The following is a 22218-nucleotide window of genomic DNA, read 5'->3' as shown; positions in this document are numbered from 1 at the left end:
AGTTAGTTACCATAGATATTGATCCTAGTACAGGTTATGGTGAAGAGCTTTTAGAAAACCTGATACCTGGTGACTACGATGTAGAAGAGTTGGATTTTGATGGTTCAGAAGCCTGGGATTCTGATATAGTTGGTTCCCCAGCAGAAGTTGTGGCAGGAGCTACTCCAGTAGTAGAAGTTAATATAACAAACACCTATTTAACAGGTGAGCTATTGATAACAAAACAGTTCGACTTAAATGATGTTGAAGGAGATGTAGACTTCCCTGCTTCGATTACAGTAGAGGTGACAGGAGATTCCTATCCTAATGGTGAGTTAGTTACCATAGATATTGATCCTAGTACAGGTTATGGTGAAGAGCTTTTAGAAAACCTGATACCTGGTGACTACTATGTAGAAGAGTTGGATTTTGAAGGCTCAGAAGCCTGGGATTCTATTATAGTCGGTTCCCCAGCAGAAGTTGTGGCAGGAGCTACTCCAGTAGTAGAAGTTAATATCTTTAATAACTTTATAATGGCTGCTGAAACTGCTTGGGCTGCTCATGATGTGGGAGTTTATAGATATAATCCTGGTAGAGGTGGTAACTGGGCAACTTATGTTAAATATGAAGATATTCTTACAGATAATGGAGAAGCAAATATTTATGCAGGTCAATTTGAATATGTAGGTTATGTAGTATTTACAGAAAATGGAAGTTTTGTAGAGATTGAAGTTTATCTTGATGGCTGGGCATTTGAACCAGGTACCACAAATCTATATGTTCAAGATTATAGTAGTGAACCTAGTGGAAACCCTGCACCTGGCAGATTTGATTATAAAGCAACAGAATCAGGTCTAGAAGCTAGTATTAGAGTTCCATTAAATGATTACTATGGTATCCACTTAAATGTTTATCCATTGTATTAATCATTTATAAGCTATTAGCTATTGCTTTTTAAATGATCATAGTTAATCAGTTAAACCCCGAATTTTAATTCGGGGTTTGACTTTTAAAATCCTTTTTTCTGTCCTTCCCAGGGAGGATTTTTATCATTTTTAAATTCTTCAACTCCTGGGCCACCTAAATTTTTAAGCCTCCAAAGTCCATAAATATAACTAATAATTAAAATTGTTATTGTAAATGGCCAGCCAAGCAAAATATTTGCCCAGGCTAAAAACAAGGGGCTTGCAGATTGAAATAATATTATTTGAATAATTAATCTTAAAGCAATAAATATTGCCCAAAAAATGCTAACTTCTTGATAAGCAGGCTTAATATCTTTTCTCCAAAACCATGCTAAAGGCCAAGATCTTGAGATGTGACTTGCCCAGGCAGCTATTGGCTTGCCTAAAATTATAGAAGTTAGGGTAATAATAAGCAGTATAGAACTACTAAAGATGGCCGGAAGAAAATAGCTGCTTGCATTATCTGTTAATAAAGTGAGAGCAGAGGCAAAAAGTACTATAAATAAACCGCCCCAAGAGTATTTCCAATTTTCTTTTTTGATAAACCTTTTCAAAATTAAGGCTAAGGCAGTAAAAATTGCCAGAATTAAGGCATAATTGAGATTAAAAAAATTATTGACCAAGGCAAAGATCAAGGGAGGTAAAATTGTATCAAAAGTTCTACTGAGAACTATATTTTTTAATTCGGCTTTTATATCTTTTATGATTTTCATTTTTGTTAAGTCCCCTTTGAAAATTCCATTCTACTTTATCTAGATATTATTATTAATTTAAAAAAATTACAAGTAAAGATTTAACCAAAATCAAATTAGTTTCAGCTTTAATAATGTTCTTGAACTCAGGCAGGAGAAAGTTAATAATTATAGAATATAAAAAATAGATATAAAAAAATCAAAGCATTATTATCAGTGTAATAGAAATTAAAGGAGGTATCTAAATATGGATAAAATTAAAATTTCTGAGCTTGAACTAGAATTTATTCAGGGCGATATTGTTAAGCAAGCTGATTTAGATGCCATTGTTAATGCTGCCAATGCAGAACTTAAAATGGGAGGAGGAGTGGCAGGAGTTATTCACAGAGCAGCAGGTCCAGAACTTGAAAAAGAATCTAGCTCTTTAGCTCCTATCAAACCCGGAGAAGCAGTAATTACAGCTGCCTATCAGCTAGAAAATGATTATGTGATCCATACTTTAGGACCTGTTTATGGTGTTGATAAACCGGAAGCAAAACTGCTCGCTAAATGTTATCAAAATAGTTTAAAGCTTGCAGAAAAAAATAATATAGAATCACTTGCTTTTCCTGCTATTTCAACAGGAGCTTTTAATTATCCTATTGAAGAAGCTGCTGTAGTTGCATTACAGACAATAAAAGATGAAATTGATGAGCTTAACAGTGTTAAATTAATAAGATTTATCCTATATAATGAACATGATTATAATATTTATAAAAATAGAGCTGAAAAAATTTTCGAAGTTGATTAGTTTAGTTGAAAACTATTTAGCAAGGGAGGGTTAAAAGTGGACATTACCTGTGATCAAGAGTGTGAAATGGGATATATTTATCTAAAAGAAAGTTACAGTGGTAATTATGAACACTTTAAATTAAAAGAAACTATCTCACAACAAAATATTGATAATACTATTGATAATATTTATTTACAGCTTAATAGATTAAATTGGCCTAAAAAAACTTATAAAGAAGCTTTAAATAATGGTGATTTTATTGAGGAATTTCAAAATGATTTAGATGATGAAGGATATATGAAAGGGATTGAGTTAAAATTAACCCAGCAAAAGTTAAAAGAAATAGTAGATAATCTAGAAATGGCTACTTTTGAATTTACTAATTCTAAATTCTATTATATACCATTTGCTAAAGATGAAGAGATATTTTCAAATAAAAATTACATTTACCCTTTTACAAAGGATGAAGATGCTTATGTGATTTTATCCAGATCTAAGCAAAGTCGTTATGAAATCGATGAAAATGGTGGTACAACAAAGGTCTATGTAATCGCATATATTAAAGCTATAATGTTTACAGAAGAATCACCATATGATATTAATTATTTTAAAAACTTAAAAATTTTCAAAGCATTTGATGAGTAAATATATATCAAAGGCCGGGGAAGTGAATGTTATGTTCCCCGGCTTCTTTATATTAATTAATTATCAATTCAATTGGAAAATAGGAGTTTTTTCTTTATTTTTTGCACTATCAATCAATTCTTCCACCCTGGCAACATCACTTTCATCAAATTTGCTCAAATCATTGCCATTGCTCATTTCTTTATAGATTCGATCAAATTTCTCATAACTAATTCCAAATTCTTTTTCATCTCTATCACTTTCATCACCTCTACAACCACCAGTAGGGGGACGATTTATTATCTCTTGTGGTACTTCTAATTCTTTGGCTAATTCCCAGACTTCTGTTTTAGTTAAATCACCAATTGGCCTCATATCTGTGGCACCATCACCATAAAGAGTATAATAACCTGTTTTGATTTCACTTTTATTACTAGTACCCATAACTACATAATTCATTTTTTCTGCTATATAATAGAGTGTCATCATTCTTAAACGGGTTTGAATATTTTGTTCAGCTGGATTAGGGGTTGGAATTTTAGTTTGTGGCCAGTATTCTCTTTCTACACCATCAATTTCTATATCCTTTAACCTGTTTTCAAGTGGTCTGTTAATATCATCCATATTAACTTTTAAAGTTTCAATGTCAAATTTATCAGCGAGCATTTCTGCATATTCCACATCTTTAGAAATTGTTCCATTTGCCGGCAGCATAACCCCTAATGTGTTTTCTGGGAATGCCTTTTTGCTTAAAGCTGCAACAACAGAAGAGTCAATTCCTCCACTTAATCCAATGACAACACCATCAGCATCTCTTTTTTTAACTTCCTTTTTCATCCATTCCTGAATTTCCTCACTCAGATCTTCATCAATCATTAATATTAATACCTCCCAAAATTGAATAGATATTGATTATGATTAACAAATCCATCAAAAATTATAAGAAATATTACTAGCTCTGTCAAGCTATATAGCAAATTATCTTAACAATATTTGTCTATGAATACTTTCCTTGTATTTAAATTACTTCAAATTTCTGATATAATAAATTTTAATAATTATTATTAAGAAGAATTTAATTTATTTTAGATTTGTAAAGGGGAATTTTATGAAGAAATTAGTTGATTTAAGTCATGAAATTAGAACTGATATGCCTGTTTATCCTGGGGATAGAAAAGTTAACTTAGAAAAAGATCGAGATTTAGAAAAAGATGAATATACAAATCATAATTTAAGTATGGGGATGCATGTTGGAACTCATATTGATTTACCAATGCATATGATCAACAGCAACTATGCTGTTAGTGATCTATCATTAAATAAACTATCTGGGCCAGCAAAACTAATTTATGCTAAAGGTGAAAGAGTTATAGAATATAAAAGTATTTATGAAGAACTGATTAAAAAAGATGATATCGTTATATTCTATACAGGTTTTGCTGAGAAATTTAATAGTGAAGAATATTATCATGATCACCCTTTAATAAGCAGAGGTTTAGCTGAGTTTTTGGCTGAAAAAGAAATTAATATTCTTGCTTTTGATATGCCCTCTCCAGATAAATCACCTTATGAGATTCATAAAATATTATTTGAAAAAGATATTTTAATTTTAGAGAATCTCTGTAATTTAGATAAACTACTTGGTTTTAAAGAATTTAAATTATTAATTTTTCCTTTAAAAGTTAAAACTTCTGGAGCACCTGTTAGGGTTGCAGCAGAAATTTCTTAGTGAATTTTGATATTATTTTCTAAAATTTTTCTAATCTGAGGAGATTTTAAATGAATAAAAAAGAAAGTATTGGTGGAAGAGCTTATAGTAATGGGGTTCAACTTATGAACAGCAAAAAAGCTGTTAAAGCTTATTATGATAAAACTGGAGATTTAAAAGTTAATATTAAGAGATCTAAAAAGATAAAAAAAGCTCATATATTAAAAAAGATTCCTGTAATAAGGGGTATTTTAAGTATTTTAATTGCCCTCTGGGTATTTTTAAAAGAGGTTTTGAAAAACCCAATAAAATACTGGTTTATATTTTTAATAATACTTTTTGATTTAGTATTTTGGTTTGGTGGTAATGGAGAGATCAGTACTTATAGAGCTGTATTTTTAATTAGCTATTTTATGCTGCCTTTGTTTTTGATCTTTTATTTTCGTAATAATATTTCTGAAGTTTTAAAATTTCATGGAGCAGAGCATATGGCAGTAAATTACTATGAAAACGACTGTAAGGGTCAAATAAAAGACTATTCACGTATTCATAAAAGTTGTGGCAGTAACTTTATCTTTTATTTTTTACTCTTTCAAATAATTGGGAGTTTATTAGGTTTTGAATTTAATTTGTTTATTCGTCAGCTTTTATATATCGGGCTTGCCTATGAAGCAATGAAATATACACCTGATAGTTTACTTTTTATCGTGACTATTATTCAGAGATTTGTTGCAAAAAAACCTGATCAAAAACAAATTATTGCCGCGGAAAAAGCTTTATATATATTACTGGAGGAAGAAGGAGATGATTTTATATAAAAAATGCCCTAATCAAATTAGGGCATCAAAGCTTTAAATCTCTGATTTTATTTAAGAATTAAGCTGCACAAAATGATCTATGCTGCGGTCATAAGTTTTTTCGGCATCTGCACTAAAATAACAGGCTGGCAATTCACCTCTTTTACGGTGATAATGCAGACATTCACAGCAGTAACCTTTTTTAGAGCAGGTGTAAGTACAGTTGCACATGTCTTTATTATTATTAAAATTTTTGCAGTCAGCCATTTTGATTCCCCCTTTTTTAAAAATTCTCATTTTTATTTTAACTAAAAATAAGCTTTTTGTCCAATTAAATATCTAGCTTTATAATCTAAGAGAATAAATTATAATATTTTAAATAATAAATATAAATGGAGTGATTAAATTGACGACTAAACTGTTGGCTTTAGATTTAGATGGAACTTTATTAAGAGACGATTTAACTATATCTTCTAGGAATAAAGAAGCTATAAAAAAAGTTAGAGCAAAAGGAGTAGAGGTAGTAATAGCAACTGGGAGGCCCAATTCTGCAGCAGTGAAATATATTAAAGAATTAGAGCTAGATAGTTATCTCATTACATATAATGGTGCTTTAATCAAAGATATTAAAAAGGATAAAATTATTAAACATTCTCCTGTTGAATTAGAGATAAGCTATGAGATTTTAGATTATGTTAAAGCAAATGATTTGTATTTAAATATCTATTTAAAAGATCAAATATTTTGCAATAAAGATTGTGAAGAAAGGCAATATTATAAGGAATTGATGGGGGTAGAACCAACTATAGTAGAAGATAATCTTGAGAAGATTTTTGATCAAGAATCTACTAAATTATTAATAATAGAAAAAAATCTTGAAGAAACTGAGAAAATATTTAATCATTTAAGTGAAAAGTATTCTGATAGATTAAAGTTCAAAAGATCTATAATAGATTGTATTGATATTATGGATAAAAGTGTTTCAAAGGGTAATGCCTTAAAGGTATTAGTAGATTTATTAGGACTTAATTCTGAGCAGCTCACTGCTATTGGAGATAGAAATAATGATTTAGAGATGATTGAATATGCTGGGGTTGGAGTAGCTGTCTCTAGTGGAGAAAAAATATTAAGAGATGCTGCTGATTATATTACTGCTTCAAATAATGAAGATGGAGTCGCAGAATATATAGAAAAATTTATTCTTTAGCATAAATTAAAATGATTAGAAAAAGGAGGTGGTTTATTTGTATGATCTCCTAATAAAAAATGGGATAATTATTGATCCCATAGAGGGGAAAGCTAAAACAAATATATCTCTAAAAGATGGTAAAATTGCTAAATTAAGCCAAAATGATATGGCTGCCAAAAAAGAAATCAATGCAGAAGGTCAATATATAAGTCCTGGTTTTATAGATATTCATATTCATGAAGACAAATTAATAAATAATAAGATTGAATTTGATGTATTTAAAACTATAGTTTTAATGGGGGTTACCACAGCAGTAGGAGGAAATTGTGGTTTTAGTTCTCAAAATTTATCAAATTATTTTGATGAATTAGAAAAAAAGAAGCCTTTAATTAATTATTTGAGTTTAAGTGGTTATGGTAGTTTAAGAGAAAAAGCAGGTGTGAAAGATAATTACAAAGATATTTCAGGCTCTAAATTTAAAGAAATCAAAAGGCTCCTAAAAGAAGATTTAGAAGCAGGTAGTTTAGGACTTTCTTTTGGTTTAGAATATACTCCTGGAATAAGCACTAAGGAAATGATTGAGCTTTCTGAGCTTATTGCAGAATATCCTGATCGTTTAGTTACAGCTCATTATAGATTTGATTCTTTACGTGCTTTAGAATCAATAGCAGAACTGATTATTATTTCCAGAGAAACAGGACAAAAAATACAAATATCTCATTTAGGTAGCTGTACGGCTTATGGGCAAACAACTGAGGCCTTAAAGATGATTGAGCAGGCCAATAAAGCAGGGGTTGATTTAATGGCTGATATTTATCCCTATGATGCTTTCAGCAGCTATATTGGTAGTGCAGTTTTTGATCCAGGATGTTTTAAAAACTGGGGAATTAATTATCAAGCAGTTAAGATTTTAGAAGGCAAATATAAAGGACATAAATGCACTGAAGAAATCTTCAAATATTTGCGAAAAAATGAAGTCGACACCCTAGTAGCTGTTTCTGCAATGGATGAAGAGGAGATAGTAGAAGCTATTCAAAACCCGCTGCTGATGATTGCAAGTGATGGACTGCTTAATAATGGTCAGGGCCATCCCCGCTCAGCTGGTACTTTCCCCCGTGTAATAGCAAAATATGTTAGAGAAGAAAAGCAAATAAGCTTAAAAGATGCTGTTAAAAAGATGAGTTATCTGCCTGCTAAAAGAATAGGGCTTAAACAAAAAGGGAGAATTAAAGCAGGTTATGATGCAGATTTAACTATCTTTGACTTTGCTAAAATTAAAGATAATGCAACTTTCGAAGAGCCGACTAAAGCCCCCACAGGAATTAATCATGTATTAATCAAAGGGGTTGAGATTGTGCAGCAATCTAAATTAACCGGGAAAAGATCTGCCGAAATAATAAAGTTATAGCTATTTATTTTTTTAATTCAATCAATATAAAAAGATCAAAGGAGGAAAATAACTAATGAGTAGTCAAAAGAAGAGAGTAGGATTTGCTGAAAGGTTTCCACATGTATTGGTTTTACTATTTGCAATTATTTTACTAGCCGCTCTTTCAACTTATATCGTGACTCCAGGTTCATATGAGCGAGTAGTAGTAGAGGGAAGAGAGGTTATTGATCCAGTTTCTTATCAGGTAGTAGAAAGAACACCAGTTGGCTTTTTTGGTGTTTTGAAATCTATTCCTCAGGGTTTAAATGAGGTAGGATTTATAATATTCTTTATATTTATAGTTGGTGGAGCCTTTGGGATTATTTCTAAAACTGGAGCTGTTGATGCTGGGATAGCTTCATTAACCAGAATCTTAGAGGGAAGAGAGAAGATTATAATTCCAGCCATTATGGGCGTTTTTGCCTTAGGTGGTTCAACTTTAGGTATGGCTGAAGAAACCTTAGTATTTATTCCGGCTATGGTTCCACTGGCAATTGCCTTAGGTTTTGATTCGCTGACAGGGGTTGCAGTTGTTTTAATTGGAGCTGGAGCAGGTTTTGCAGGTGCATTTATGAACCCTTTTACAATAGGTATAGCTCAAGGAATAGCTGAACTGCCAATTTTTTCAGGGATGGGATTTAGAATAGGTGTTTGGTTTGTGATCACTGGAATTGCAGTTGCTTTTGTATATAGATATGCAGCCAAAATAAAGGAAAATCCTGAATTAAGCCCAATGTATGAAGAAGATCAAAAGAGAAGTCACTCAGTTGATATTTCTGAATTTGATAAATTAGAAAACCACCACAAACATGTTCTAGCTGTTGTTATTATTGGTTTTTTAATATTAATCTGGGGTGTAACTCAATACGGATGGTATATAACAGAAATATCTGCCCTATTCCTTGGGATTGGTATAGCCTCAGGTTTAATAGGTAAACTAGGTGTCAATGGGACTGCAGAATCCTTTGTTGAAGGAGCAAGAGATTTAACAATGGCAGCAATTATCGTTGGTGTAGCCAGGGCTATATTAGTTGTATTAAATGATGGTAATATTATAGATACAATATTGTTTTCTGTCTCTAATGCAATAGAAGGACTACCTTCATATTTTTCTGCCCTTGGCATGTATTTTTTCCAGAGCCTTTTAAATATCATAGTTCCTTCTGGAAGTGGTCAGGCAGCTTTAACAATGCCAATTATGTCACCTCTTTCAGATTTAGTAGGTGTTTCCAGACAAACTGCTGTTCTTGCTTATCAATTAGGGGATGGATTTACAAATATCTGGTCTCCAACTTCAGGCTATTTTATGGCAGGTTTGGGACTGGCTGGAGTAGGTTGGGAGAAATGGGCTAAATGGTTTATGCCTTTATTGCTAATTTGGCTTGCAGCTGGTGGGGTGCTGGTTACAATTGCTCACCTCATTCAATATGGTCCTTTTTAAAGTAAAAATATAATAGAATTAATTTAAACTCTGCTTAAAAATTAAAAGCAGGGTTTAAAAATAATAAATATTATTTTAAGTTAAAGGAATAAATTTTTTGATTAAGTTAAAGGAGAATCTAATTTCACAGAGAATAATTTAATAGAATTAATTTTAAAGTTTTAATTACTTAATTTAAGAGGGAGCGAATAAATATAATGAGTCTAAAAGAAGAAGCATTAAAAATGCATAAAGATAATCAAGGTAAATTGATGGTAAAAACAAAGGTAGCAGTAAATGATGAACATGATCTTTCACTTGCTTATTCCCCTGGAGTTGCAGAGCCCTGTTTAGAGATAGAAAGAGAGCCTGATAAGATTTATGAATATACAAATAAGGCTAACTTTGTGGCAGTAGTAAGTGATGGTAGTGCTGTCTTGGGCTTAGGAGATATTGGAGCAGCAGCTTCAATGCCTGTTATGGAAGGTAAGGCAGTCTTGTTTAAAGAATTTGGTGGTGTAGATGCTTTTCCAATCTGTCTGGATGAATCTGATCCAGATAAACTAATAGAGATAGTTAAGAAGATGGAATCTGTTTGGGGTGGAATTAACTTAGAAGATATTAAAGCTCCAAAGTGTTTTTATATAGAGGATCGACTAAAAGAAGAGTTAAACATCCCTGTTTTTCATGATGATCAGCATGGAACAGCTATTATAACAATAGCTGGACTTATCAACTCACTTAAAATTGTGGACAAAAAGATAGAAGATATAAAAGTAGTAGTAAATGGAGCAGGTGCTGCTGGAGTAAGTATTATCGATTTACTTTTAGCTGAAGGGGTAAAAGATATAGTTGCTTTAGACAGTAAGGGAGCTATATATAAGGGTAGAGATAATCTTAATGAGAGCAAAAAAGAACTTGCTAAAATAACCAACAAAAACAATCAAGCTGGAGATCTGGCAGAAATAATGAAAGGGACAGATGTCTTTATAGGTGTATCAATAGCAAATCTAGTTTCAAAGGATATGGTTAGGTCGATGAATGCAGATCCAATCATCTTTGCCATGGCCAATCCAGTTCCAGAAATAATGCCTGATGACGCCTTTGCAGCCGGGGCTAAAATAGTAGGTACAGGTCGTTCTGATTTTCCAAATCAGGTTAATAATGTGCTTGCCTTTCCTGGGATTTTCAGAGGAGCCCTTGATGTAAGAGCGAGAGAGATTAATAGAGAAATGAAACAGGCAGCAGCATATGCTTTAGCAGATTTGATTGCTGAAGATGAACTTAAAGCTGATTATGTGATTCCAAAACCATTTGATCCGAGGGTTGGTCCCCATGTAGCAGCTGCAGTAGCTCAAGCAGCAATAGATACTAATGCAGCTAGAATCAAATTAACTTATGAAGAAGAACTAGCAAATGCTAAAAAAATAATGGCTAAATAAAGAATAATTGAATTTGCTTAATTATAGTTCAAAAAAAGACAGTTCTACATTTAAGAGCTGTCTTTTTTAATTAAGTTTAAGTTAAATCAAAACAGCTAAAATAGGAGAGAAATTATGAAAAAAACATTATTAAAAATAGCTGAGCACTTTAATGAATCTGATATTAGTTGGGCTGTAGGAGCATCATATTTGTTGAAATTGCATAATATTGTTGAACAGGCAAATGATTTAGATATTTTAGTTTTAAAATCTGATTTGAATAAGGCAGTTTCAATATTAAATAAATTAGGAAAAGAAGCAAGTCTAGAAAAAATGAATAAAAACTTTTCAAGAGATTTTTATAAATTTAAAATTAATGGAGTTGAGGTCGATCTTTTTGCTGATTTACTAATCAATTATAATAACAAATCTTATAATTTTCAGTTAAAAAAAGAATCAATCACAGATTTTAAAAAAATTAATGCTTTTTTAATACCTCTAGCTTCACTGGAAGATTGGTATATTTTGTATTCTTTAATGACTGGCAAAGAAAAGAAAATAAAATTGCTTGAAAACCATTTTGAAAAACATGGCATAAAAAACCCAGAAATTTTAGAAAAGAATTTAGAAAAAGCTCTTCCTGAAAAACTCAAACAAAGTATTGTTAAATTATTGAGATAATGAAAGAAAGGGGAGTATAAAATGGCTGATAAAAGAACGGTCAAAAAGGCAGTCGAAAATTATAGAAGAAACAGAGAAAAATTTATCCATTTAACTGTAGAAGTAGAGAAAATCGTAAAAGAAGTATTAAATGAGCAGGAAATAGAATATCATAATATAGAAAAGCGTACTAAAAGCATTGAAAGTTTTAAAAGAAAAGCAAGAAGAGAAAAATATAAAGATCCAATTAACGAAATAACAGATTTAGCTGGGATAAGAATAGTAACCTTATTTGAAAAAGATGTTTATGAAATAAGCTCTATTATAAAAGAAATATTTAAAATTGATTATGAAAACAGTGTTGATAAATCTGATTTTTTAGATGCCGATAAAATGGGTTATAAGTCAGTTCATTATATAGCAGCTTTAACAGAAGAAAAGATCAAAAATTCTCAATTACAAGCTTTTAAAGATTGTTATTTTGAGATACAAATTAGAAGTATTCTCCAACATGCCTGGGCGGAAATAGAACATGATAGAAATTATAAGTTTAAAGGCAATTTACCCAAGCACTTACAGAGAAGATTTTATTCCTTAGCAGGTATGCTAGAAATGGCAGATAGAGAATTTAATCAGCTGGCAAAAGAAGTGGAAGCCTATAAATCAAAACTAAAAGAAATTACCAGTGATGGTGAGATCACTCTATACCTAAGTCATAATTCTTTAAAAAAATATTTTTTGAATAAATTTAAGGAGCTGATTAAAGAAAAACAGATAAAAGTAAATTTTGATGATGAGAGTATTATTAAAGAATTAAGAATTTATGGGGTTAATGATTTGATAGAATTTGATGAAATAGTTGCAGATGATTTTCAAAGAGCTTTAAAAAATATCTTAAATAATAAAAGGAAGTTAAAGTTGGCAAAATTAATCAGAACTATTATGATAATCAATGATTACCATAAATATTATGAAATAGTTTGTGCTGGACAAAAAGTAAATCCTGATAATTTCTATATGGAGCTCTTAAAATATTACAATATTTTTTTATAAATCGAACGATATATAGCTGCAAGATTCCTAATCAAGTTAATTTTTACTATTAATTTACTATTAGATTAGAAAAAGATTAGAATAAATAATTTTAGCAGGATTTTTTTAAAAAATCAATAATAATTATAATAGAGCAAAGATAATGTTTTTAATAAATCTATCAACTTCTTTTTGGAAAATTTATAGTTGATTATAATTTTAACCTTTTTCTAATTATAAGAATAAGGTTATTTTCATAAGCACATTAAATTTTGAAAGGAGGTATGAAAATGAGAAATTTAAGAAACAAGAAACTAATAATTCTCTTAAGTATCTTAGCTTTATTTGCTTTAGTTCTTGTTGGGTGCGGTGTTGATGACATCGAAGAACCAGTAGAAGAACCAATGGAAGAACCGATGGAAGAAGAGCCTGCTCCTCCAATGGAGGAAGAACCTCCTCCAGCACCTGAAGATGATATGAATGGAGAATTTTAATTAAAAATATATTTAGCTTTAAAAATTGATTAATAACTGAGAAAAATTATGAGGTCCCTATTAATTTAGGGGCCTTTTTCATTTTTAGAGTATAAATTTGCAGCTATTTAACATACAGGTTTAATTATTAAAAAAAAGATGGTATAATTAATTTATCAAAACTTAATTGATTTTAATCCCCTTTGATTGGGGATTTATTAAATTAATATAAAAACATCAGGAGGGGAAAGAATTTGCTTAAGATTGGAATTTTAGGATTAGGAACTGTTGGCAGTGGAGTAGTAAAGATTATGCAGCAAAATAGCGCAAACATTCATAATAAAGTAGGAACAAATTTAGAAATTGAAAAGATTTTAGTGAGCAATATAAACAAAGATAGAATTGTGGATATTGAGGCAGGTATTTTAACAGAGGATGAGACTGAAATATTAGATAATCCAGCTATTGATATAGTTGTAGAACTGATTGGTGGAGAAGAGCCTGCTTATCAATATATAATGAGAGCAATTGAAAATGGAAAACATATTGTAACAGCAAATAAATTAGTTATTGCAAAACACGGTAAAGAAATTTTTAAAAAAGCTGAAGAAAAAAATGTGCAGGTGAGTTATGAAGCAAGTGTAGCTGGTGGTTTACCAATTATCAGGCCACTTCAAAATTCATTGGCAGCTAATAGAATCGAAAAGATTTATGGTATTTTAAATGGTACAACAAATTATATATTAACAAAGATGAGCGAAGAGAATCAGAGTTTTGAAGAAGCATTACTTAATGCTCAAGAAATGGGGTATGCAGAAAGTGATCCCACTTCTGATGTAGATGGATATGATGCTGCGTACAAGATAACTATTCTATCGTCTCTTGCTTTTCAAAGATTTGTAGATGTAGAAAATGTCTATGTAGAAGGTATCCGAAATATTGCTATTGATGATATTAAATTTGCTAAAGAGATGGGCTATGTAATAAAGCTTTTAGCAATCGCAAAAAATTCTGAAGAGGGTCTTGATATTAGGGTCCATCCTGCTTTTGTTCCTGAAAATCATACTTTAGCAATGATTAATAATACTTATAATTGTGTTTACTTACATGGAGATGCCGTTGGGGAAGTAATGTCTTCAGCAGAAGGTGCAGGTCAAATGCCAACTGGAAGTGCTGTAGTAGCTGATATTATTCATATTAGCAAAAACATTAATTATAATAAACAGGAATTCCCTAAAATTGATGCCTCTGAAGATAATAATATAATTGAGACAAAAGAAATAGAAAGCAGCTTTTATATCAGGCTGAGTGTTTTTGACAAACCTGGAGTTATGGCTAAGATTGCTAAGATATTTGGTGATAATAATGTTAGTCTTGCTTCTGTATTACAAAAACAACGTTTAAATCCAGTTGTACCACTTGTTTTGATCACTCATTCTGTTAAAGAGAAATATCTTTATAGATCAATTGATCAAATAAAAGAATTAGAAGATGTCAGAGATATAAATAGTGTTATTAGAGTAGAAAAGCATATTTAATAATATATCTGCTAATATTTTATAATAATAATCAAAACAAATTATTCTAGATACCTGGCTTTTAAAAGCTAAATATCTGGGGGTAAAAAAATGAAAAAAAACAAAAGTGACAAAAAGTTAGTTGTCAGGTTTTTTGAGTTTTTGGTTTATTTAATAGTGCAGATCATATTTAGCAAGAAATTATTATTATGGATTAATATTAACTATGGCTCCAATCATTATTGCAAATAACAAATCGGAATATCTACCTAAAATTGTTTCAATACCTTATCCTAAAAATGAAACTCTGTTTTTAATGCCTAATATTAGGATAATACAATTTGATAAAATTCTAGCAAAATATAAAGATAATTATGAGCAGATTGTATTTATTGAAGCAGGTTATGATACTAGATCATTTATGCTGGCAAATTCAAATAATAAATCTTTGAATATTTTTGAAATTGACTACCCTAAAAGACAAAGTATAAAAATTGAAGCAGCAGAAAAAGCAGATATTGAGAAAAATAATATAAACTTTATTCCTATGAATTTAGAGCAGGGAGTAGTATTTAATAATTTAATCGAGCAGGGCTTTATTCCTTCTCAGAGAACTTTATTTTTATTAGAAGGTTTAAGTTATTATCAGGATGAAGAAATAGTAAAAAAGATATTATTTTCAATCAGTGAAAATAGTACTGAAGGAAGTATTATTGTCTTTGATTTTATTTCTAAAATTGTTGAAGCCGATAATTTACCACTTGATTTTAAATTGCGTAAAAAATATTTAGGTTTGCTTGAAGAAAAATTATTGTTCAGCTTAGATATCCAGCAAAATCCAGAAGCACAGGTTGAAAAATTTGTAGAAGAAATGGATCTTAGTTTAAAAAGTTACTATTTTGGGGGAAGCAAAAATAATAATACACCTAATTTCATGGCAATAATAGAATTGCTTAAATAAGATCATAGATTTGACGTAACTATTTATAATTTTGGAGGCAAAATTATGAGAGAAAAAATTGAAGTTTTAATAAAAGACTTTGTAGCTTCTTATCAGAGAACAAAGAATCTAAAAACTAAATGGAGAGAAGCAGTTGTAGGCTTTGCAGATGTTGAGCATGATTTCAAAGAGTTGATTTCTCCTGCTCACGCTCTAGCTGAAGATTATCTCAATGGGGCTAAAACGATAGTTGCTTATTTTTTGCCTTATGCTCAAGAAATTGTTAATTCAAATATTGGGGGAAGATACAGTTCTAAAGAATGGGCATTAGCCTATGTAGAAACAAATGAGTTGATTGTCGAACTTGATAATTACTTAAAAAAAGAACTTGATAAAATGGGTATTAATGCTGCTGTTATTGCCCCAAGAGAAAACTTTACTCAATCTGAATCTCCTGCCGATTGGTCACATAGACATATGGCCTATTTTGCAGGCATGGGTAATTTTGCTTTGAATAATATGCTAATTACAGAACAGGGGTGCTGTGGTCGTTTTGGCAGTATAATAACAGACCTGGATATTGAAACAAATAAAATTACTGATCAAGAATACTGCCTTTATAAAGAAGGATTAGATTGTCAGCTTTGTGTTGAAAACTGTATAACTGGTGCCTTAAAAGTTGATTTTTTTATTGGAGAAAAATGCTACAAAATCTTATTATATAATGATGTTCTGCATTCAGATATTCTTGCTTCTACAGAAGTTTGTGGTAAGTGTTGTGCAGGGCTTCCTTGTTCAATGACTAATCCGGTAAAAGAATATAAATAGAAATTATTGTTGTTGGGGGTAGAGGATGAATAAACATTGGTATAAATTTTTATTATTAATTATAATTATAGCTATAGGGATGTTTTCACTTTATTATTTTGGAGTTGCTGATTATTTCACATTAGAAAACTTAGAACAAATTAGAGATCAAATAGAAGGATATGGTTATTTAGGACCCATAATATATATAGCGGTATTTACAATTGGCACACTCTTTTTTCTACCTGCAATTCCTTTTGCAATTTTAGGTGGTTTGTTATTTGGCTTTTTTTGGGGCTTAGTTTGGGTTTTAGTAGCTACCACTACTGCAGTATCATTAGCTTTTTTGGCAGGGAGATATGCAATTCACGATCTGGCCGAAGATATTTTTAAACATAAAGATTATTATCAAAAAATCCAAACTGGTTTTAATGATTATGGCTGGAAAGTGATTTTAATTACTCGTTTTTTACCTATGTTTCCTTTTATACCCCAAAGCTATATTTATGGATTGATAAATATTAAATTTAGAACCTATATTATATTTTCATTTATAGGTAAAATACCTGCCAGTATTGCCTATGTTTATATTGGTTCTTCATTGATGCACTGGGTTGTTTAAAAAATTTTCACTTGCTTATAAAGTTTAGTATATAGCAGACTTAGTAAATAGCTTAAGATAAAACTAGCTCCAAAAACAACCATAAATTTAGTAAATATAGAAATATTGAAAGTTAATAAATAATATTGAATTGCTACTAAAATAATCATATGGAAAAAATAGATCTGATAAGAATTAGCTGCTAGACTATTAAGGGTTTTAAACGGTTTGTCCAGGTATTTTTTGAAAAATAATAATAAGCTGCTAAATATTAAAAAGCAAAGTGAAAAATGCAAAAATGCATTTAATAGCTGTAAAGGCCTTGTCTTATTGGCCAGGGCCATAAAATTTATTTTGAAAGCTAAATAAATAACTGATAAAATTGCTGTTGAAATTAAAAATAATGGCAATTTTTTTGTCATTTTTTTAGTGATTTTTATTTTCTTTAAATAAGCAAAAATCCCAAAAGAAAAATAAAGTATATAGATGGTCCATCTAGTAGGTTGAAAAACAAGTATGTTTAGAATAGAGACCCAGCTGTCATCAGCGCTAAATTGACTAACTATAAAGAAAGACAATATTCCTAATGCAAAGAAAATAAATAAAAACTTACTCAATTCATGCTGGCTTATACTTTCTTTTTGTTTTTCATATATAGAATCAATTTTATCTTTATTAAGTCTGTAAATTAAGACAAAAGCCAAATAAAAGACAAAAAGCGAAGATAAAAACCAATAATGACCAGCATGTTCTGCCTGAATAAAATTATTGAAATAAAATCCCCTCCAATATTCAAGGTAGCTTAGATTAGGAGATATATACTCAAGTGCATAAAAATAATTCATTATTGGTGATAAAAAAACAATTCCAAGGCCAAAAGGAACTAAGATTCTTTTACTTTTTTTATTAATAAATAATTTTGCTCCATATTTTTTTAAAGAATAATAACAAAAATAACCAGCAATAAAAAACATAATTGGCATTATAAAAACATCTATTAAAAGACTTAAGAGCCCGAATAAATCACTTTTTGGGCTGTCGTTAACATACCATTCATAGCCTTGCACATGAGGAAGCAAAGAGTGGAGCAAGACAACTAATGTTATAATAAAAACTCTTAAATAATCAAAATAGTACATTCTATTATCTGTTTTATTTTTGACTGCCATTTATTTCACCCTTTAGTTAATTTTTTAAATCACATTGTTAATTATATGTGATGTTGAAAATATTTTCAAGCAATATTTAGAAAATTTCTATTAATCTATTATTAAGATAAATTATTATTATTATTTGTTTATTATATTCAATAATTATGATATAATAATTAAAGAAAAGTAATATTTGCTAATTAAAAAGCAAATATTGAAAAACAAGAGAAATAACTTTAATTTAAAGAGGGAGGAATTTTATTATGATCAAAGATCTTTTAGCAGGTGTTTTCGGCAAAGGAGTAGCAAAAATAGATGCAGAAGAAGTCATAGCAAAAGATTTAAAAATAATTGACCTAAGAAATAAAAAAGATTATGAAGAAGGACATATACCAGATTCCATAAATATTCCTTATGGAGAATTTAAAACCGATCACCCTAAATTAGCAGAAATTGATAAAGATGAGGAATTTTGTGTTGCCTGTATAGCTGGTATTTCCAGCCAGAAGATAACAAGGTTATTAAATGAGGCTGGTTATAAAAATGCTAAAAGCTTAAAAGGTGGAATTAAATCATGGAATCATGACTGGGTACAATAAATGTTTTATTATTTTCCTGAATAGAAGGGGTGGTCATTTTGAATTCATATAATAATTTAAAGGATGAAAATAGTCCCTATCTTAAACAACATGCTGATAATCCCGTAAATTGGTATCCCTGGGGAGATGAGGCTTTTAAGAAGGCTAAAGAGAAAGATCTACCCATATTTTTGTCCATTGGTTATTCTACCTGTCACTGGTGCCATGTGATGGCAGAAGAATCTTTTGAAGATGAAGAGGTTGCTAAAATGCTCAATCAATATTTTATTTCTATTAAAGTTGATAGGGAAGAAAGACCAGATATTGATGCCTTATATATGGATCTTTGTCAGGCGATGACCGGCAGTGGTGGTTGGCCTTTAAGTATATTTATGACAGCAGATAAAAAGCCTTTTTATGCAGCTACCTATATTCCTAAAGAAAATAAGTATGGTAGAAAGGGTCTTTTGAGTATCTTACCTGAAATTCATAATTTATGGACTGAAGAAAGAGAGAAGCTGCTGCAAGCTTCAGAGAATATTGTTTCTCATTTAGCTAAAATAAATATTAATCAAAAAGCAGATATAAAAAGTGATATATTAGAAAAAACAGCTCAAGAAATAGCAAATAATTATGATAATCAATATGGAGGATTTGGTAGTTCACCTAAATTTCCAATGTATCAATACCTTTTATTTTTACTCCACTATTGGAAAAAAACTGATGAGCAAAAATATCTATCTATTTTAGAAAAAACTCTTCAAAAAATGAGAGCTGGAGGAATATATGATCACTTAGGCTGGGGGTTTCATAGATATTCGACAGATAGAGAATGGGAAATGCCCCACTTTGAAAAAATGTTATATGATCAAGCTTTAATGATTTACATCTATACTTCAGTTTATCAAGCAACATCTAAAGATATTTATGCAGATGTAGTAAAAGAAATTATCAGTTATTTAGAAAATGAAATGTTAGCTGAAGAAGGAGCTTTTTTTGCGGCTGAAGATGCTGATAGTGAAGGAGAAGAAGGCAAATATTATCTCTGGCAAAAAGAAGAGCTCAAATCTATTCTCAGTAATAAAGAATTCCAAAAAATTGCTGAGGTATTTAATATCAAAACAAGTAAAAATATAAATTTAAATTTAAAAAACATTCAAGATTATAATAACTTAGAAAATATAAAAGATAAATTATTACAGTATAGAGAAAAAAGAATAAGGCCAGGTAAAGATGAAAAGATCTTAACAGATTGGAATGGCTTGCTAATTGCCGCTTTAGCAAAAGCAGCTTTTGTTTTAAAAGATAATAAATACCTAAAATTGGCTGAAGATGCTGAAAAGTTTATTCATAACCATCTGAAAACAACTAAAGGTAGATTAGCTCACAGTTATTATCAAGGGAAGAAATCAGAGGTTGATAACCTAAATGATTACAGCTTTTTGCTTTGGGCTTTAATAGAATTATATCAGGCAACTTTAAAAGATGAATACTTAATAAAGGCAGAAAAAACTGCTAAAATAATGAAAGAATATTTCTGGGATCAAAATCAGGGTGCTTTCCATTTTAGCTCCAAAGACAATAAAGATCTATTTTTAAAGCAAATTAAGGCTAGAGATAATTCACTACCCTCTGCTAATTCTACAGCAGCTTTTAATTTTTTAAAGCTGGCTCATCTTAAAGATGATTTATCATATCAAGAAGATAGTGAAAAAATTATTGCTGCCTTTTCTGATAAGATAAATAAGGCTCCCAGCAATTATATTTTTTTAGTTTTGAGTAATTACTATTTAAATAATCCCTTTGTTGAGCTAAAGATTCATGGAGATAAAAAATATCCCTTAGCCCAAGAATTAATTGAAAATATAAGAGCTAGATATTTACCTGATTATCTGTTAAAACAGCAAAAAGATGATCAAAATAACAAATTATCAGTTTGCAGAGATTTCATTTGTCAAATGCCAACTGATAATTTAAATGAAATATTAAAAGAAATTAAATAATATTTTATATTAGTTAAAGCAAACTTAGCTAAGTTTGCTTTAACTAAATTTTTTAATTAATTTAGCAAGATATTTAGATTGAAGCTGTTTATTAGCCATAATTTGTTTGATTGGTGGTAGTTTCAATATTGCTGAAATAACAGCTGCCATTGCTCTATGACTGGCAAAAACCTGTTTATCAAAAATTAAATTTTGCAATTTGCCCCTTTCTACTGCCATCATTACAGTCCGATGAACAGAATTTACAGGGGTAATTATTTTTTCCTGACGCCTTTTTAGTTCAATACTGTTATTTGGACATTCTCTCAGACAGACTCCACAACCTAAACAAAGTTCTTTATCTATAATAATCTTTTTGTTTTGCTTATCTTCAATTTCTGAGATGGCATTAACAGGACAAATTGAAATGCATTTTTTACATTGGCTGCATTCTGAGTTAATTATAGCTGCTAAATAATGGGTTGTTTGAATAGGATGTAAAGCTCCAAACTCTTTTGCAGCTACAAGTGCCTCACAACAACAGCTACAGCAGTTACAGATGAAACTGGGCTGTTCCTGAACATTTTCTCCACACTGGACTAAATTATGTTCATAAGCTTTATGTAATAGTTCCAGACATTCTGAACTATCTACTCGACGAGCATGGTCATGTCTGATTAATGAATCTGCAGTATTATTAAAAGTCATGCAGATATCTAAAGGGGCATTACAAGCTTTATCTAAATGATGCATTTTATGTCTGCAGTAACAAGTACTAATTCCAATATCATCTGCAGTTTTTATTATATGACTTGCCTTTTCAAAATCGAGAATATGGACCAAATTATCTCTTGAAAGCACATCTTCATTGACATAAACTCTACCAAGTTTAGTGTCTCCACCTAAAAATAAATCTTTGATAAAGTCTTCTTCAATATTAAGGTATTGATAATATAGTTCTGCCAGTAATTTTTGATTTATATCATTTCTAGTTCTCATCATTGAAAATTCAAAAAATCCAGCCATAGGTGGTGGGAGAATATAGTGCTTTGTATTTTTGTTTATTGAGTCTAACAAAATTGCTCTTGCTGCAAGTTCATTTAAAATTTTTTCAGTTTCTTTTTTATCTTTTTTAAGTATTTTAGCTGCTTCTTTTGCTGTAAAGGGTTTTATAGGAAGTTGTGCAACTATTTCTGCTTCTTTTTCGCTAAATAACATTGCTAAAATCTCATAAAGAGTTTTGCTTGGTGGAGCCCCTTGAGGAAATTTATTTAATCTTTCTACAAGATTTTCATATGACTTTTTTGCAGTTTTATGTGACATTTTTCTCACCTCTAATTAAATAATTAATTATTTAGCCTTAATCTCCTCTAAAAAATTGCTACAAAAAAATAATATTTTAAAAAAAGTCTTTACAGAGCAAAAGATTGACTAAAATTTTTTAAAATGATACAATTTTTATAATATAGATAGTTTAGTGA

At 30.2% G+C, this 22218-nt stretch carries 22 protein-coding genes and 1 pseudogene; 18 read left to right on the top strand and 5 right to left on the bottom strand.

Annotated features, from left to right (window positions below; all coding sequences use genetic code 11):
* Positions 1-905, top strand: a pseudogene (locus LJ207_RS01435) (hypothetical protein); the annotation flags it as partial.
* Positions 906-988: 83 nt separating this feature from the next.
* Here the strand turns inward: LJ207_RS01435 and LJ207_RS01430 are convergent.
* Positions 989-1657 (bottom strand): DUF3159 domain-containing protein, encoded by a 669-nt coding sequence (locus tag LJ207_RS01430; protein ID WP_229343383.1) that lies wholly within the window; start codon positions 1655-1657, stop codon positions 989-991.
* A gap of 226 nt (positions 1658-1883) precedes the next feature.
* Between LJ207_RS01430 and LJ207_RS01425 the strand changes: the two genes are divergently transcribed.
* Together LJ207_RS01425 and LJ207_RS01420 are read left to right on the top strand one after the other, a co-directional pair.
* Complete coding sequence (locus tag LJ207_RS01425; protein ID WP_229343381.1) at positions 1884-2426, top strand: macro domain-containing protein; 543 nt, start codon at positions 1884-1886, stop codon at positions 2424-2426.
* 36 nt (positions 2427-2462) lie between these two features.
* The gene (locus tag LJ207_RS01420; protein WP_229343379.1) at positions 2463-3053 is read left to right on the top strand and encodes a hypothetical protein; all 591 of its coding nucleotides are present in this window, start codon (positions 2463-2465) and stop codon (positions 3051-3053) included.
* A 63-nt stretch (positions 3054-3116) separates the two neighbouring features.
* Here the strand turns inward: LJ207_RS01420 and nadE are convergent, their stop codons facing one another.
* On the bottom strand, positions 3117-3908 hold the full coding sequence (gene nadE / locus LJ207_RS01415; RefSeq protein ID WP_229343377.1) for an NAD(+) synthase: 792 nt from the start codon (positions 3906-3908) through the stop codon (positions 3117-3119).
* Positions 3909-4140: 232 nt separating this feature from the next.
* Here nadE and LJ207_RS01410 point away from each other — a divergent pair, with 232 nt between their 5' ends.
* Together LJ207_RS01410 and LJ207_RS01405 are read left to right on the top strand one after the other, a co-directional pair.
* Positions 4141-4761, top strand: coding sequence for a cyclase family protein (locus LJ207_RS01410; protein ID WP_229343375.1), 621 nt, complete (start codon positions 4141-4143; stop codon positions 4759-4761).
* Between the two features lie 50 nt (positions 4762-4811).
* Positions 4812-5558 (top strand): DUF1385 domain-containing protein, encoded by a 747-nt coding sequence (locus LJ207_RS01405; protein ID WP_229343373.1) that lies wholly within the window; start codon positions 4812-4814, stop codon positions 5556-5558.
* Positions 5559-5609: 51 nt separating this feature from the next.
* Here LJ207_RS01405 and LJ207_RS01400 read toward each other — a convergent pair whose 3' ends face one another.
* The gene (locus tag LJ207_RS01400) at positions 5610-5804 is read right to left on the bottom strand and encodes a DUF6485 family protein (RefSeq protein ID WP_229343371.1); all 195 of its coding nucleotides are present in this window, start codon (positions 5802-5804) and stop codon (positions 5610-5612) included.
* A gap of 139 nt (positions 5805-5943) precedes the next feature.
* On the opposite strand from LJ207_RS01400, the gene LJ207_RS01395 reads away from it, so the two are divergent.
* The 11 genes from LJ207_RS01395 (at position 5944) to LJ207_RS01345 (ending at position 17047) form a co-directional block, all read left to right on the top strand.
* The gene (locus LJ207_RS01395) at positions 5944-6744 is read left to right on the top strand and encodes a Cof-type HAD-IIB family hydrolase (protein WP_229343370.1); all 801 of its coding nucleotides are present in this window, start codon (positions 5944-5946) and stop codon (positions 6742-6744) included.
* 37 nt (positions 6745-6781) lie between these two features.
* A complete protein-coding gene (locus LJ207_RS01390; RefSeq protein ID WP_229343368.1) occupies positions 6782-8134 on the top strand; it encodes an N-acyl-D-amino-acid deacylase family protein in 1353 nt (450 codons plus the stop codon).
* A gap of 55 nt (positions 8135-8189) precedes the next feature.
* On the top strand, positions 8190-9596 hold the full coding sequence (locus LJ207_RS01385) for a YfcC family protein (RefSeq protein ID WP_229343366.1): 1407 nt from the start codon (positions 8190-8192) through the stop codon (positions 9594-9596).
* 197 nt (positions 9597-9793) lie between these two features.
* Positions 9794-11017 carry an NAD(P)-dependent malic enzyme gene (locus tag LJ207_RS01380; RefSeq protein ID WP_229343364.1) on the top strand — a complete coding sequence of 408 codons (1224 nt, stop codon included), beginning with the start codon at positions 9794-9796 and terminating at the stop codon, positions 11015-11017.
* Positions 11018-11131: 114 nt separating this feature from the next.
* Positions 11132-11677: a nucleotidyltransferase family protein gene (locus LJ207_RS01375; protein WP_229343362.1), complete on the top strand. Its 546-nt coding sequence runs from the start codon at positions 11132-11134 to the stop codon at positions 11675-11677.
* Positions 11678-11698: 21 nt separating this feature from the next.
* Positions 11699-12709, top strand: a complete 1011-nt coding sequence (locus LJ207_RS01370; RefSeq protein WP_229343360.1) for a GTP pyrophosphokinase — start codon at positions 11699-11701, stop codon at positions 12707-12709.
* A gap of 269 nt (positions 12710-12978) precedes the next feature.
* Positions 12979-13182 (top strand): hypothetical protein, encoded by a 204-nt coding sequence (locus LJ207_RS01365; RefSeq protein ID WP_229343358.1) that lies wholly within the window; start codon positions 12979-12981, stop codon positions 13180-13182.
* Between the two features lie 233 nt (positions 13183-13415).
* Positions 13416-14699, top strand: a complete 1284-nt coding sequence (locus LJ207_RS01360) for a homoserine dehydrogenase (RefSeq protein WP_229343356.1) — start codon at positions 13416-13418, stop codon at positions 14697-14699.
* Positions 14700-14904: 205 nt separating this feature from the next.
* Positions 14905-15639, top strand: coding sequence for a class I SAM-dependent methyltransferase (locus LJ207_RS01355; protein WP_229343354.1), 735 nt, complete (start codon positions 14905-14907; stop codon positions 15637-15639).
* 45 nt (positions 15640-15684) lie between these two features.
* On the top strand, positions 15685-16446 hold the full coding sequence (locus tag LJ207_RS01350) for an epoxyqueuosine reductase (RefSeq protein WP_229343352.1): 762 nt from the start codon (positions 15685-15687) through the stop codon (positions 16444-16446).
* Positions 16447-16471: 25 nt separating this feature from the next.
* On the top strand, positions 16472-17047 hold the full coding sequence (locus LJ207_RS01345; RefSeq protein ID WP_229343350.1) for a TVP38/TMEM64 family protein: 576 nt from the start codon (positions 16472-16474) through the stop codon (positions 17045-17047).
* On the opposite strand, the gene LJ207_RS01340 is transcribed toward LJ207_RS01345, so the two are convergent.
* Positions 17044-18195, bottom strand: a complete 1152-nt coding sequence (locus LJ207_RS01340; RefSeq protein WP_229343348.1) for an acyltransferase family protein — start codon at positions 18193-18195, stop codon at positions 17044-17046. The genes LJ207_RS01345 and LJ207_RS01340 overlap by 4 nt on opposite strands.
* Before the next feature lie 245 nt (positions 18196-18440).
* On the opposite strand from LJ207_RS01340, the gene LJ207_RS01335 reads away from it, so the two are divergent.
* Both LJ207_RS01335 and LJ207_RS01330 read left to right on the top strand, forming a co-directional pair.
* Complete coding sequence (locus LJ207_RS01335; protein WP_229343346.1) at positions 18441-18776, top strand: rhodanese-like domain-containing protein; 336 nt, start codon at positions 18441-18443, stop codon at positions 18774-18776.
* 38 nt (positions 18777-18814) lie between these two features.
* Positions 18815-20758 (top strand): thioredoxin domain-containing protein, encoded by a 1944-nt coding sequence (locus LJ207_RS01330; protein ID WP_229343344.1) that lies wholly within the window; start codon positions 18815-18817, stop codon positions 20756-20758.
* 39 nt (positions 20759-20797) lie between these two features.
* Here LJ207_RS01330 and LJ207_RS01325 read toward each other — a convergent pair whose 3' ends face one another.
* The gene (locus tag LJ207_RS01325; protein WP_229343342.1) at positions 20798-22060 is read right to left on the bottom strand and encodes a 4Fe-4S dicluster domain-containing protein; all 1263 of its coding nucleotides are present in this window, start codon (positions 22058-22060) and stop codon (positions 20798-20800) included.
* Positions 22061-22218: the final 158 nt, after the last annotated feature.

It is taken from the genome of Halanaerobium polyolivorans, assembly GCF_020711195.1.
In the GTDB taxonomy this organism is placed as follows: Bacteria; Bacillota; Halanaerobiia; order Halanaerobiales; family Halanaerobiaceae; genus Halanaerobium; species Halanaerobium polyolivorans.
Note: the sequence above shows the minus strand (reverse complement) of the source record. Positions and strands in the feature narration are given on the sequence as shown.

What these genes read in the sequence shown, in the direction of transcription:
- LJ207_RS01430 (WP_229343383.1), bottom strand. Translation starts at nt 1,657, where the DNA reads ATGAAAATCATAAAAGATATAAAAGCCGAATTAAAAAATATAGTTCTC.
- LJ207_RS01425 (WP_229343381.1), top strand. Translation starts at nt 1,884, where the DNA reads ATGGATAAAATTAAAATTTCTGAGCTTGAACTAGAATTTATTCAGGGC.
- nadE (WP_229343377.1), bottom strand. Translation starts at nt 3,908, where the DNA reads ATGATTGATGAAGATCTGAGTGAGGAAATTCAGGAATGGATGAAAAAG.
- LJ207_RS01410 (WP_229343375.1), top strand. Translation starts at nt 4,141, where the DNA reads ATGAAGAAATTAGTTGATTTAAGTCATGAAATTAGAACTGATATGCCT.
- LJ207_RS01405 (WP_229343373.1), top strand. Translation starts at nt 4,812, where the DNA reads ATGAATAAAAAAGAAAGTATTGGTGGAAGAGCTTATAGTAATGGGGTT.
- LJ207_RS01400 (WP_229343371.1), bottom strand. Translation starts at nt 5,804, where the DNA reads ATGGCTGACTGCAAAAATTTTAATAATAATAAAGACATGTGCAACTGT.
- LJ207_RS01385 (WP_229343366.1), top strand. Translation starts at nt 8,190, where the DNA reads ATGAGTAGTCAAAAGAAGAGAGTAGGATTTGCTGAAAGGTTTCCACAT.
- LJ207_RS01380 (WP_229343364.1), top strand. Translation starts at nt 9,794, where the DNA reads ATGAGTCTAAAAGAAGAAGCATTAAAAATGCATAAAGATAATCAAGGT.
- LJ207_RS01375 (WP_229343362.1), top strand. Translation starts at nt 11,132, where the DNA reads ATGAAAAAAACATTATTAAAAATAGCTGAGCACTTTAATGAATCTGAT.
- LJ207_RS01370 (WP_229343360.1), top strand. Translation starts at nt 11,699, where the DNA reads ATGGCTGATAAAAGAACGGTCAAAAAGGCAGTCGAAAATTATAGAAGA.
- LJ207_RS01365 (WP_229343358.1), top strand. Translation starts at nt 12,979, where the DNA reads ATGAGAAATTTAAGAAACAAGAAACTAATAATTCTCTTAAGTATCTTA.
- LJ207_RS01355 (WP_229343354.1), top strand. Translation starts at nt 14,905, where the DNA reads ATGGCTCCAATCATTATTGCAAATAACAAATCGGAATATCTACCTAAA.
- LJ207_RS01350 (WP_229343352.1), top strand. Translation starts at nt 15,685, where the DNA reads ATGAGAGAAAAAATTGAAGTTTTAATAAAAGACTTTGTAGCTTCTTAT.
- LJ207_RS01345 (WP_229343350.1), top strand. Translation starts at nt 16,472, where the DNA reads ATGAATAAACATTGGTATAAATTTTTATTATTAATTATAATTATAGCT.
- LJ207_RS01340 (WP_229343348.1), bottom strand. Translation starts at nt 18,195, where the DNA reads ATGGCAGTCAAAAATAAAACAGATAATAGAATGTACTATTTTGATTAT.
- LJ207_RS01335 (WP_229343346.1), top strand. Translation starts at nt 18,441, where the DNA reads ATGATCAAAGATCTTTTAGCAGGTGTTTTCGGCAAAGGAGTAGCAAAA.
- LJ207_RS01325 (WP_229343342.1), bottom strand. Translation starts at nt 22,060, where the DNA reads ATGTCACATAAAACTGCAAAAAAGTCATATGAAAATCTTGTAGAAAGA.